This is a genomic window from Bacillus sp. JHAA (assembly GCF_036961585.1).
Classification (GTDB): Bacteria; Bacillota; Bacilli; order Bacillales; family Bacillaceae; genus Bacillus; species Bacillus velezensis.
Genome location: NZ_JBAMDE010000001.1, coordinates 730,675 through 742,890, shown reverse-complemented (window position 1 = coordinate 742,890; position 12,216 = coordinate 730,675). Strand labels below are relative to the sequence as shown.

15 protein-coding genes and 1 pseudogene are annotated in these 12,216 nt (G+C 49.2%); 10 read left to right on the top strand and 6 right to left on the bottom strand.

The annotated features are described in order from the left end of the window. Nucleotides 1-18 precede the first annotated feature (18 nt). From V7728_RS03830 to V7728_RS03820, 3 genes are all read right to left on the bottom strand, one after another. Complete coding sequence (locus V7728_RS03830) at nt 19-213, bottom strand: YwbE family protein (RefSeq protein ID WP_003150901.1); 195 nt, start codon at nt 211-213, stop codon at nt 19-21. Between the two features lie 128 nt (nt 214-341). Next, nucleotides 342-1,022 (bottom strand): CidB/LrgB family autolysis modulator, encoded by a 681-nt coding sequence (locus tag V7728_RS03825; protein ID WP_007407726.1) that lies wholly within the window; start codon nt 1,020-1,022, stop codon nt 342-344. Then, a complete protein-coding gene (locus V7728_RS03820; protein WP_007407725.1) occupies nt 1,004-1,390 on the bottom strand; it encodes a CidA/LrgA family holin-like protein in 387 nt (128 codons plus the stop codon). The genes V7728_RS03825 and V7728_RS03820 overlap by 19 nt, the downstream gene beginning before the upstream one ends. A gap of 106 nt (nt 1,391-1,496) precedes the next feature. Between V7728_RS03820 and cidR the strand changes: the two genes are divergently transcribed. The 6 genes and pseudogenes from cidR to V7728_RS03790 all read left to right on the top strand — a co-directional run bounded on the left by cidR (nt 1,497) and on the right by V7728_RS03790 (nt 6,255). Beyond that, nucleotides 1,497-2,405: a cidABC operon transcriptional activator CidR gene (gene cidR / locus V7728_RS03815; RefSeq protein WP_099567191.1), complete on the top strand. Its 909-nt coding sequence runs from the start codon at nt 1,497-1,499 to the stop codon at nt 2,403-2,405. A gap of 2 nt (nt 2,406-2,407) precedes the next feature. Further along, nucleotides 2,408-3,226: a hydroxyethylthiazole kinase gene (thiM, locus tag V7728_RS03810; RefSeq protein ID WP_003150909.1), complete on the top strand. Its 819-nt coding sequence runs from the start codon at nt 2,408-2,410 to the stop codon at nt 3,224-3,226. Further along, entirely contained in the window at nt 3,223-3,897 is a 675-nt protein-coding gene (gene thiE, locus V7728_RS03805; protein ID WP_099567190.1) for a thiamine phosphate synthase, read from the top strand. Before thiM ends, thiE begins: the two co-directional genes overlap by 4 nt. 75 nt (nt 3,898-3,972) lie before the next feature. Further along, nucleotides 3,973-4,292 (top strand): annotated as a pseudogene (locus V7728_RS03800) (Efem/EfeO family lipoprotein); the annotation flags it as partial. An 18-nt stretch (nt 4,293-4,310) separates the two neighbouring features. Continuing rightward, nucleotides 4,311-5,567 (top strand): iron uptake transporter deferrochelatase/peroxidase subunit, encoded by a 1,257-nt coding sequence (efeB, locus tag V7728_RS03795; protein ID WP_099567189.1) that lies wholly within the window; start codon nt 4,311-4,313, stop codon nt 5,565-5,567. An 85-nt stretch (nt 5,568-5,652) separates the two neighbouring features. Then, nucleotides 5,653-6,255 (top strand): DsbA family oxidoreductase, encoded by a 603-nt coding sequence (locus tag V7728_RS03790; RefSeq protein WP_099567188.1) that lies wholly within the window; start codon nt 5,653-5,655, stop codon nt 6,253-6,255. A 20-nt stretch (nt 6,256-6,275) separates the two neighbouring features. Here V7728_RS03790 and V7728_RS03785 read toward each other — a convergent pair whose 3' ends face one another. The 3 genes from V7728_RS03785 to V7728_RS03775 form a co-directional block, all read right to left on the bottom strand. Next, on the bottom strand, nt 6,276-6,950 hold the full coding sequence (locus tag V7728_RS03785) for a glycosyltransferase family protein (RefSeq protein ID WP_099567187.1): 675 nt from the start codon (nt 6,948-6,950) through the stop codon (nt 6,276-6,278). Beyond that, nucleotides 6,950-7,630, bottom strand: a complete 681-nt coding sequence (locus tag V7728_RS03780) for a class I SAM-dependent methyltransferase (protein WP_099567186.1) — start codon at nt 7,628-7,630, stop codon at nt 6,950-6,952. Before V7728_RS03780 ends, V7728_RS03785 begins: the two co-directional genes overlap by 1 nt. Before the next feature lie 216 nt (nt 7,631-7,846). Beyond that, nucleotides 7,847-8,008 carry an anti-repressor SinI family protein gene (locus tag V7728_RS03775; protein WP_003150917.1) on the bottom strand — a complete coding sequence of 54 codons (162 nt, stop codon included), beginning with the start codon at nt 8,006-8,008 and terminating at the stop codon, nt 7,847-7,849. 335 nt (nt 8,009-8,343) lie between these two features. Here V7728_RS03775 and V7728_RS03770 point away from each other — a divergent pair, with 335 nt between their 5' ends. The 4 genes from V7728_RS03770 to galT all read left to right on the top strand — a co-directional run bounded on the left by V7728_RS03770 (nt 8,344) and on the right by galT (nt 12,200). Next, nucleotides 8,344-8,967: a TetR/AcrR family transcriptional regulator gene (locus V7728_RS03770; protein ID WP_059367558.1), complete on the top strand. Its 624-nt coding sequence runs from the start codon at nt 8,344-8,346 to the stop codon at nt 8,965-8,967. A gap of 79 nt (nt 8,968-9,046) precedes the next feature. Further along, on the top strand, nt 9,047-9,433 hold the full coding sequence (locus tag V7728_RS03765; RefSeq protein WP_032869853.1) for a GtrA family protein: 387 nt from the start codon (nt 9,047-9,049) through the stop codon (nt 9,431-9,433). Between the two features lie 51 nt (nt 9,434-9,484). After that, nucleotides 9,485-10,669: a galactokinase gene (locus V7728_RS03760; protein WP_007407714.1), complete on the top strand. Its 1,185-nt coding sequence runs from the start codon at nt 9,485-9,487 to the stop codon at nt 10,667-10,669. Next, complete coding sequence (gene galT, locus V7728_RS03755; protein ID WP_099567185.1) at nt 10,659-12,200, top strand: UDP-glucose--hexose-1-phosphate uridylyltransferase; 1,542 nt, start codon at nt 10,659-10,661, stop codon at nt 12,198-12,200. Before V7728_RS03760 ends, galT begins: the two co-directional genes overlap by 11 nt. Nucleotides 12,201-12,216: the final 16 nt, after the last annotated feature.

Here is a 12,216-nt window from a genome sequence, read left to right as displayed (position 1 = left end):
TGAAGCTCCGGCTTTTTTCTATTCAATAATGTGCTGCACCCGGCCGATTCGTCCGTCTTCAAGGCGGACCTTAATGCCGCGCGGGTGGAAGCTTGAGTTCGTCAAAATATCCTTCACGATTCCTCTTGTCAGCTTTCCTGAACGCTGATCGGCTTTCAGGACGATATCGACTTCAAGTCCTTTTCTGATGCTGCTTCGCTGCTGGCCGTTCATATGACACATCCGTTCTTCATTCTTTTCACTTCATATCTTATCATATCGTGTTTTCGTCTTTTTATGAAGGACAGACAAATCCATCTGAGTGGCAAATAAAAAAAGACCGCTCTGTAAGGAGCAGTCTTTTATGACATAAACGAAAGCAAAATCGGGGCCGCGCACAGCGTCATAATTGCGGCGAGAATCATGGACACGCTTGAGATCGTTCCTGATACGGAGCTGAGCTCAAATGCTTTGGATGTTCCCGCTCCGTGCGCGCTAGTTCCGAGCAGCACGCCCCGGGCAATTTCGTTATCAATGCGGAAATAGCGGATGACCATCGGTCCGATGATCGTTCCCAATAAAGCCGTTAAAATGACGAAAACCGCTGTAACGGCCGGCATCCCGCCGATCATTTCTGAAACGTTCATGGCAATCGGCGTCGTCACGGATCGCGGCACGAGACTGTCGACTAAGCTGCTGCCGAGATGGAACCATTTCGCGATAAAGGCCGTTGACAGAATGGCGATACATGAACCGACCGCTACGTTCAAAATAATTTCCACGGCGTATTTCTTTAAAATCGGGAAATATTTATAAAGCGGGATGGCGAACGCCACTGTTGCCGGCTGAAGCATATCGGTCAGCAGTCCGCCGCCGAGATTGTATGTCTGATACGGGACATTGACAAGAAGCAGCAGTACGACCAAAACAGCGGGCGTAATCAGAAGCGGCGACGTATACACCCGCGGAAAACGAGTGTAGAGTTTTTTCGCGCCCAAATATACTAAGACAGTTAAGAATAAACTTATGATTCCGATGAACACGTTTGTTTTTTCTCCTTTCTTTTTGCTATCAGCTGTGTAAGCGTACCTGTTGAAACCATCACGACAAATGTGCTGATGACGACGACAAGTAAAATGCTTACGCCGAATTTAGACATAATATCTCCGTATTCAATCACTCCGACGGCAGACGGGATGAAAAACAGCAGCAGCTCACCGAGGAGCCATGCTGCGCCAAGCTCAATCCATTCAAGTTTGATAATCTTGAAATGCAATAATGTGAAAAGAATCACAATCCCGATTATACTGCCGGGAATATTTATATGAAGAGCCGCCGTGACCCAATTGATCAGACGCGCAAATATAAACAGCAGAGCGATTTGAATAACGGTAAGCAGCAATTTTTTCATAATGATGCCTCCCTTATATTTATATTGTACAGAAGGTTTTGCTATAGGTAAAATACATATAAAGAATAATGTGTATTCCTTTTGTCTATAGAAAGGATGAAATGTAATGGATATCCGGCACTTAACGTATTTTTTGGAAGTGGCCCGTTTGAAAAGCTTTACGAAGGCTTCACAGTCGCTGTATGTTTCACAGCCGACAATCTCAAAAATGATTAAAAACCTGGAGACGGAGCTCGGCATTAAGCTGTTTTACCGCAATGGCCGGCAAGTTGAACTGACTGACGCCGGGCAGAGCATGTATGTGCAGGCGCAGGAAATCACAAAGTCATTCCAAAACCTGACGTCAGAGCTGAACGATATTATGGAAGTGAAGAAAGGGCACGTCCGCATCGGTCTTCCGCCGATGATCGGGTCCGGCTTTTTCCCGAGAGTGCTCGGTGACTTCCGCGTCACATATCCCGATGTGACGTTTCAGCTTGTTGAGGACGGCTCTATTAAAGTGCAGCAAGGGGTGGAGGACGGCTCGCTTGATATCGGGGTCGTCGTGCTTCCCGCAAATGAAGAGATTTTTCATACGTTCACAATCGTCAAGGAAACCCTTATGCTCGTCGTCCATCCGTCACATCGGCTCGCTGACGAGATAGAATGCAGTCTTCACGAATTAAAAGAAGAGCCGTTCATATTTTTCAGGGAGGATTTTGTCCTTCATAATCGAATTATGACGGAATGCGTGAAAGCCGGATTCAGGCCTCACGTCATTTATGAAACGTCACAGTGGGACTTTATCAGCGAAATGGTATCCGCCAATCTCGGTATCGGCCTCTTGCCGGAAAGAATCTGCCGCGGTCTTGATCCTGACAAAGTCAGAACCATTCCGCTCGTTCATCCGGTCATTCCGTGGCATTTAGCCATCATTTGGCGGAAAGACCGCTATATGTCCTTTGCCGCCAGAGCCTGGCTGGAGCATACGAAATCGTATTTATGGAATCCGAAAAAGAGAAAAAAGGATGATTAAGCATGGACGCACAAACCGCAGCTCAACACTTGAGTAAAGTGCGGGATCAAAACCCGCTCGTTCACAGTATCACCAATAATGTCGTCACGAACTTCACCGCTAACGGACTGCTCGCGCTCGGCGCATCGCCCGTTATGGCTTATGCAATTGAGGAGGCAGCCGACATGGCGAAAATCGCAGGAGCGCTCGTCCTGAATATAGGCACCCTCAGTTCGGCGTCGGTTGAAGCTATGATCGCAGCCGGAAAATCGGCCAATGAAAACGGCGTTCCGGTCATTTTTGATCCGGTAGGCGCCGGCGCCACGCCGTTTCGGACGGCATCAGCCCGCAAGATCATACAGGAGGTCCGCTTGTCCGTCATTCGCGGAAATGCCGCGGAAATCGCCAATATAGCCGGCGCCCCTGATTGGAAGATAAAAGGCGTGGATGCGGGGGAAGCCGGAGGAGATGTGGTTCAGCTCGCTAAGACGGCTGCAAGCGGGCTGAAGACGGTCATTGCGATTACCGGAAAAACCGACGTCATCTCCGACGGCACCGACACATACGCCGTACATAACGGTGATAAACTGCTGACGAAGGTGACGGGGGCGGGATGCCTGCTGACGTCTGTAATCGGAGCCTTCTGCGCAGCGGGGCAGGACGTTCTGCAAGCGGCCGTTTCAGCCGTTTCTGTATACGGAAGCGCTGCTCAGCTTGCCGCTCTGGACACCTCCCATAAGGGGCCGGGCAGCTTCCAGATTGAGCTTTTAAACAAGCTGGCAAGCATCTCAGAACAAGAAGCGGCCGAGCTTGCCGCAATTGAAAGGGTGACAGAAAAATGACGCGTATTTCTCGGGAAATGATGAAGGATATGTTATCGGTTTATTTTATTATGGGATCAAACAATACAAGCGCAGACCCCGTTTCTGTGGTGAAAAAAGCCATTGAGGGCGGCGCTACGCTTTTTCAATTTCGGGAAAAGGGGAGCGGTTCTTTAACAGGGGATGAACGTCTCCTGTTCGCGAAGCAGGTGCAGGATGTCTGCAGGCAGGCCGGGATTCCTTTCATCATTAATGATGATGTCGAATTGGCCTTGCGCCTTAAGGCGGACGGAGTGCATATCGGGCAGGATGACGCAGACGCCGAAAAAACGAGAGCGGCAATCGGCGATATGATACTCGGTGTGTCAGCACATAACGTCTCCGAGGTGAAGCGGGCGGAAGAAGCCGGAGCCGATTACGTCGGAATGGGCCCGGTCTATCCGACCGAAACAAAAAAAGATGCTGAAGCCGTGCAGGGCGTTACATTGATTGAAGAGGTGCGGCGTCAGGGCATCACCATTCCGATTGTAGGAATCGGCGGCATTACGGCTGACAACGCGGCGCCCGTCATTGAAGCGGGTGCAGACGGCGTCAGCATGATCAGCGCCATCAGCCAAGCCGAAGATCCAAAAGCGGCGGCGCGGAAGTTTTCAGAGGAAATTCGGCGCTCCAAAGCAGGGCTGTCCCGATAGGGCGGCCCTTTTTCTGTGTGCGCAAAAAGGCAGTGACGGACTTGGAGAATATAAGCCGTATGTCAAGAACAGGGCAATCAGCTTGCAATATCGACCGAAGTGTTTGACGGCTCTATCGCTTCGCTCAAAGTGATGCCTGAACCAATCACCGCCGGCGCCGAAGGCTTAAAAGCCCTCTACGAAACAGTGAAAAGCTCGCAGGGAGAGACCATTTCGAGATCACGGAAAAACTTGATGCGGAATTCAGCGAATTTGAAGTTTTGATGTCGAAATACAAAACGTGCGATCAATCGTATATGTCTTGTGATACATTAAGTACAGATCAAATCAGAGAGATAAGCACGAAGCTGACGGCTCTTTCTGAAACCATGTCGAAGATTGCCGATGTGCTTTAAAAGGAGTTAAGACGCAGCATGAGCGATGAACAAAACAAGGAAAAACAGATCCACAGACGGGATGTCCTGAAGTGGGGCGCCGTCGCGGGCGCCGCCGTCGCTGTCGGAGCGAGCGGCCTCGGAGGACTCGCGCCGCTCTTCAAACCGGCGGCCACCGCTTCAAAGAAGAATGATGAAAAACGTGATCGTGATCAAATCGTTCCTTTTTACGGAAAGCACCAAGCGGGAATCACAACGGCACATCAGACGTATGTGTATTTTGCGGCGCTTGATGTCATGTCAAGCGACAAAGCCGATGTCATCTCCCTTTTCAAACAATGGACAAGCCTGACGCAGCTGCTGACTTCAGGCGCCGTCCCGTCGGGCGAACAGAAAAATAAATATATGCCTCCGCAGGATACCGGGGAGTCGCAAGATCTGGCCCCGGCGAATTTGACCGTTACCTTCGGCTTCGGCCCCGGGTTTTTCGAGAAAGACGGGAAGGACCGATTCGGACTGAAAGATAAAAAACCGAAGCACCTCGCCGATATTCCGCCGATGCCTAACGACAAGCTCGATAAGAATCAAGGCGGCGGTGATATCGTCATACAAGTCTGCGCGGATAATGAACAAACGGCGTTTCACGCGGTGCGCAACCTGATGAAACAGGCAGCAGGCGTATGCGAAGTCCGTTTTCTCAATAAAGGTTTCTTAAGCGGCGGGAAAAACGGGGAAACGCCGCGCAACCTCTTCGGATTCAAAGACGGCACCGGCAACCAAAGCACAAAGGATGAAAACCTGATGAATTCGATCGTTTGGGTTCAATCAGGAGAGCCGGACTGGATGACGGGCGGCACGTACATGGCGTTTAGGAAAATTAAGATGTTTTTAGATATATGGGACCGTTCATCCTTGAAGGAACAAGAGCACACGTTCGGGCGGGTGAAAAGCTCGGGCGCGCCTTTCGGACAAAAAAAGGAAACCGATCCCGTGAAGCTGAATCAAATTCCCGCCGACTCGCATGTCAGCGTGGCAAAATCAACCGGCAGACAGATTATGCGCCGGGCATTTTCCTATACGGACGGAATTGATCCAAAGACGGGCTATGTTGACGCAGGCCTGCTGTTTATCTGCTTTCAAAAAGACCCGGACCGCCAATTTGTCCCGATGCTGAAGGCTTTGGCGGCAAAGGATGCGCTGAATGAATATACACAAACGATCGGCTCTTCCTTATTCGCCTGTCCCGGCGGCTGTAAAAAAGGAGAATATATCGCCCAAAGGCTGCTGGAATCGTGACACCTTCCATATGGAGGGTGTTTTTAAAAAAACACTTGTAACTATATATGTTACAACTTAAAATGAAAAGGAAAGGAGACTTACAATGACACTGCAGATTAAAGTATATTCTGATTATGTATGTCCGTTTTGCTTTGTCGGCAAAGCGGCGTTTGAAGAAGCAATCAAGGACAAGGACGTACAGGTGGAATGGAAGCCGTTTGAATTGCGTCCGAGCCCCTCGCCGAAACTTGATCCGGTGAATGATCCCGCCAAGCGGCAGATGTGGAAAAACTCCATTGAGCCGATGGCGCAGTCTTTAGGCGTTGAAATCACGTTCCCCCGCGTGTCACCGCATCCTTACACGGATTTGGCATTTGAAGGCTTTCATTTCGCAAAGGAACATGGGAAAGGAAGCGAATACCATACACGCGTTTTTCAGGCGTTCTTTCAGGAAGAGCAAAATATCGGTGACGTTGGCGTGCTGACAAAGCTTGCGGAAGAAGCCGGACTTGACGGCGCTGCCTTCAAAGAGGCGCTTGAGACAAGAGCGTACAGACACGTACAGCGGGAAGCGCTCCGCCATGCTTATGAGGAAGCCGGCATTACGGCAGTGCCGACGTTTATCATCGGCGATGAGAGAATCCCTGGCGCGGCGGGAAAGGAAACCTTTGAACAAATCATTGAGCGGGAACTGAATAAACGTTAACCCGAAAAAAGCCCTCTCGATCAGCGAGAGGGCTTTGCCATATAGTGTTTGACAAATGTTTGTCTGTCCGCTTCATATGCCGCGGCGTCAAATGAGTCGCCGCAAAAATGAAGGCACCAAGGGTCTTTCTGGCAGGCGACGCCGACTTGATAGCCGTGTTTTTGAAATTCAAGCGACTGTGATGTGTCGTAAAAATGAAAGCCGCGAAACAAATCCTCCCGCCACTCCACGTCATATTGAGCCGCCATTAACAAGCCGTCAATGGCGTCAGCGGGCGTAAACAGGCCGTCTTCATCGCCGTGCTCAAAGTCCAGCGGGTGATAAGCATTCCCCCGGTATTCAATCACTTTTCCCATCCGCTCTCCGCTTTCCCACCAAATGCCGTTCGGCGGCAGGGTTTTGCAGCCGGCGACACCGAGAAGGCCGAGCTCCTGATGAGATTGAAAGATATGAAGCATGTCATGAAGGAAATGCTGATGAATGATAAAGGTATCCTGATGCAGATAAATTTTATATTTGGAGGGGTGTCTCAGCGCTTTGTTGTAGGACGAGGCCATGCTTGCTGAATCGTATATCGGCATGATATCAACGGAGTATGCAGGGGGGACGGTAAGCTGCATGATATGGCTTTTGCACCGGGAGTACAGCGGCTCGTCATTCACACAGACGACAAACAGAAATGAATGTGAATCCATTACATGCTCCTCTCGGCCTCAATCACATATTGATACGCCGATGCTTCTGCCATAAAGTCATGCCTTATGCCAAGCTGTACGCATACTTCGTGCAATGATGCGATGGCTTTGTGATAAGAGGGGTGATCAACGCGGATCGCCTCAATGCGTTTCACCTCATAGCCGGCGGATTTAAATAATGAAAGCGTCTCTTCGCGGGTGAAAAAACGCAGGTGGGTCTGATCCATTAATCCGGCGTCACTGTAAGTCCATTTGCCGGCTAAAAGCTCCAGCACCACTGAGATGTGGCCGACATTCGGTATGCATGCAAGCACCGTGCCGTCTTTTTTTACATAAGGACGAAGCTTTTTCAGCACGGACCACGGATCGATAAGATGCTCAAGAACGTCTCCGAACAGCATGCAGTCGAATTGTTCTGATTCGTACGGAAGAATGGCGGATTCAATGTCGCCGCAAAGCACGTGGCTCAATTTGCTTTCCGCCTTTTTTGCGGCTTCGGGATACGCTTCAATGCCGTAAACCGTTATTCCGCGGTCTTCGATCGCCGCTCCTAAATTGCCTGTGCCGCAGCCGACATCAAGCACTGTCCGCCAGTTTTCGTCTATTTTGTTCAATAAATAAGGATTCAGGCCTTCGTAGTAGTTCTGTTGTTTTTCATCATAATAGGGATTCGTATCCATCTGTGTATCACCTCATAAATGGGCATATACACAAGATATGCAGCGGGGGGATCTCATATCACCATGTTTGGCTGTTCAATTGCGGAATGCGGACGGGAATGGTTGTCCGGTATACGGTTTGTTCTCTGATTCCCCTCTTATTGCGGCTGTTCCTTTGAAAACTCGGGTGCGGGCGGACTGTGGCAGGTCATATAGTAAAAGGATCCGCCTGTAATCTTACCGCTGGCGGATGGTGTTTTTCATTGGTGTTTTTTTCTTCACCGCTTTTTCAGTATTTAAGAAGCGCCTCACATCGTCAATGTGCAAACCCATGATTCTAGCCTCTTGAATTAACAATTGCCAATCTTGATCTATATCTTTCATTACATGAGTTTTCATAAGAACCTCCAATTGAAAAATTGATTTGCCCAGCTACAGCAGCCAATGTATAACAAATATCACACATAGTTGGCCGGTAATCCCAAATTGAAGATGAATTCACCTACCTATTCCCTAAGAAAATGACTGAAATAACCAAAATCCTTCAAGAATTCTTACGTATAATAATAAACAAATAAATACTGACTGGATAGTATGCAAATAAAAATAAATCATATGACCTATTAACATTTACCCTCAAAGCGTCGACTAGCATATTCTTTTTGTATAAAAAATACCGCAAAAGAATGATTCGGTGTAAGATAAAGTGAATGATCAAACAGCTGGGGTAAAAAATGAAAAAAAACAAATTTCAAATTAAGAGAGAAGAAACATTTGAAAGTTTTATTGACGCAGGCCTTCATCTCCTGATTGAAAGAGCTTACGATTCAGTCTCAATCGATGACATCAGTAAAGCGGCGGGTTTCAGCAAAGGCGCGTTTTACGTTCATTTTGAAAGCAAGGAAGATTTTCTGAAGCATTTATTAGACAGGCGTCAGATTAAAAAAAGGATCATCACCGGCTATCTCGATGAATTAGAAAAGCAAAAAGCGCGGCCGTTGACGCTTTGTGAAGCTGCGGCAAGCGCGGCCAGCCTGCTGATGCGGTTTGTAAACAGCAAGCCTGCCTGGAATGTTGTGTCTTTTGCCGTTCATATGCCTACTTACAAAGTCGTCAGTGAATATGAAGCTTATATCCGTCTTTATAAGTTATGGATAGAAGAAAGCACCATGTACATAAATTGGCTCAAATCGAGAAATTTAATAGAAGACCATATAGATACCGAGCATACCGCTAACATGATGTGCGCGCTCATCGACGGGATGATTAAGCAATCCAATGTGCTGGGAAGGCCGGTTACTTTCCGCAGCATGTTTGACGCGCTCTATGTTTTTGTCAGCGGCAGAAAATCAGGGTAACGTTCTTCTTGATTTGACAAAAGGTTTAGAAAAGTCTTTCAGAAAGCGAGGAACTGCCATGCGCTACAGAGAAATTATGATGTATATCATTATGGGGATATTCACGACCATCGTGAATATCGCCAGTTTTTACTTTCTGACGTCGGCATTTGAGATGGATTACAAGGCGGCGACTGTCGCTGCTTGGGTTCTGTCCGTTCTATTTGCATATGTCACGAATAAACTGTATGTATTTCAGCAAAAGACCGCGGGGATGCGGAGTCTGATGAAAGAATTGACGGCCTTTTTCAGCGTGCGGGTATTGTCTCTAGCCATCGATCTCGCCATGATGATTCTTCTGGTCAGTCAATTTCATATGAACGAAACGTTGGCGAAAATCGCCGATAACGTCATTATCGTAGTCGTCAACTATGCGGCCAGCAAGTGGATTGTCTTCAGAAAAGCGAAAGAAGAGGGCGTGTCATAACGGTTTCTTTCCGCGCCCCGGGGGAAAGTGTAATAGTGAAAGGGGATGCGTATGAAGCACAAAATAAAGAAAGCGTTTGCTGATGTATTCGGGGAATCGGAGGACCTGCGCATTTTCTTTGCGCCCGGCAGAGTGAATCTCATCGGAGAGCATACGGATTATAACGGGGGCCACGTCTTTCCTTGCGCACTGACGATCGGTACATATGCAGCCGTCCGGGAGAGAGGGGACAGGCTCGTCAGAATGTACTCTCATCATTTTAAAGATGCGGGCATAAAGGAATGCAGTCTCGATAATATCCGTTATCAAAAAGAGGACGGGTGGGCCAATTATCCGAAAGGGGTCATGGCAGAGTGTCTCGGCAGCGGTTTTTCCCTTCCGCACGGCTTCGATATTGTGTTCTGGGGAAATATCCCGAACGGAGCGGGGCTGTCATCTTCGGCTTCGATTGAACTTGTTACGGCGGTCATTCTCAAGGAATGCCATGAGCTTGAGGCGGATATGCTCGACTTGGTGAAGCTCGCTCAGACGGCGGAAAATTCCTTTATCGGCGTCAGCTGCGGAATAATGGATCAATTCGCCATCGGAATGGGAAAGAAACATCATGCGATTCTGCTGAATTGCGGGACGCTCAGCTTTGAATATACAAAACTCGGGCTGTCGGGGCTGTCGATCGTTATTGCAAATACCAATAAAAAACGAACGCTTGCAGACTCAGGCTATAATACGAGGCTCAAGGAGTGCGGGGAAGCGCTTTGTGATCTTCAGAAGCATCTTTCCGTTCAATCACTGGGAGAGCTGACCCCTTCCGCTTTTGACGCCCATGCGGAGCTGATTCAGAATGAAGTGAACAGACGCCGGGCGAAACACGCCGTCTATGAAAATCACCGCACAATAGAGGCCGCCGACATGTTCAGTAACAATCAGCTTCATCATATCGGTGAATTAATGAGGGATTCGCATCTCTCTTTACGCGATGACTACGAGGTGACGAGTCATGAGCTGGATACACTGGCTGAAGCGGCCTGGCGCCACGGCGGGGTGATCGGATCAAGGATGACGGGAGCCGGTTTCGGCGGCTGTACAGTCAGTATCGTCAAGGACGATGCGGTTTCGGATTTTATTGAAACGGCAGGGGCCCGCTATGAGGAGAAGACAGGGAGAAAAGCTGACTTTTACACGGCGGATGTCGGAGCCGGAGCGAGAGAACTAAAGGGGGATGACGATGGCAATTGAGCGGCACGTGGAACGTTTAATCCGGTACGGATTGCAAAAAAAGCTGATTTCATTTCTTGATATTGAATATACGAGAAACCGTTTGTATGAAGCTTTGCATATCACCCATCCGGAGGTTCCAGAACAGAAAGAAAATGTATCGGCGGCATCATTGCCGGACATATTGGCCCCGGTTTATGAATGGGCGGCAGAAACGGGCCGGATTGCAGCCGATACAGACACCTATCGCGACCTGCTGAGTGCGAAGATCATGGGCTGCTTTGCCCCGCAGCCGTCCGAGATTGTCCGTCGTTTTGAAGAAACAAAGGCGGTGCACGGGCCGGAGCAGGCGACAAAGGCGTTTTACCGATTTTCAGAGGATGTGTATTATATCCGTTCGGACAGAATAAAGCGGAATGCCGGGTGGACGGCTGAGACGGCTTACGGAAAGCTGGACATCACGATCAACCTTTCAAAACCGGAAAAAGATCCGAAAGCAATTGCCGCTGCCAAAGAGCAGCCTCAATCCGATTATCCGAGATGTGTTCTTTGTAAAGAAAATGTCGGGTACGAGGGGAGACCGGATCACCCGGCGCGTCAAAACCTTCGTGTCATTCCGGTAATTCTCGGCGATGAGCAGTGGTTTCTGCAATTTTCTCCGTATGTGTATTACCGGGAGCATTGCATCGTTTTGAAAGACCGGCACGAACCGATGAAGATCAGCAAAAAAACGTTTGACCGGCTGCTGTCGTTCGTCAGCCAGTATCCTCATTATTTTCTCGGTTCCAATGCTGATCTGCCGATTGTCGGCGGCAGTATTTTAAGCCACGACCATTTTCAGGGGGGCAATTATGAATTCCCGATGGCGCGGGCGGAGACAGAAAGCCGGTACAGGCTGCCTGACTATCCGAAAACGGTGTTGGGAATTGTGAAGTGGCCGATGTCGGTCATCCGCCTGCAAAGCGAGAGTGCGTCTGAGCTTTCCGGCGCGGCGGATGCCATCATGCGGGCGTGGCGCGGTTATTCCGATGAGGCGGCTGATCTCCTCGCCCATTCAGGAGAAACACCGCACAATACAATTACGCCGATTGCCCGGCGGAGAAACGGTTTATTCGAATTAGATCTCGTCCTCAGAAATAACCGCACCTCTGATGAGCATCCGCTGGGAATTTTTCATCCCCATCAGGAAGTTCATCACCTGAAAAAAGAAAATATCGGACTGATTGAGGTAATGGGGCTTGCGATTCTGCCGGGCCGCCTTGAACAAGAAATGAAATACACGGCTGAAGCGCTGTGCTCACCGGACCCGGAAGCGGTCTTAACGGCAGACCCTTCTGCGGCAGCGCATAAAGATTGGGCGCTCAGTGTGCTGCATAAGCGGAAGGTAACGAAAGAAAACGCGGAACAGATTCTGAAAGAGGAAATCGGCCATGCCTTTGCGCGGATACTGGAGCATGCCGGCGTCTTTAAACAAACAGAAGAAGGCAGAGCGGCTTTCCGGCGGTTTATCCGCCATTTGGGCGCTCTACCGGAAAAAAGCCCCATCCCATAAGGGACGAGGCTTTTTT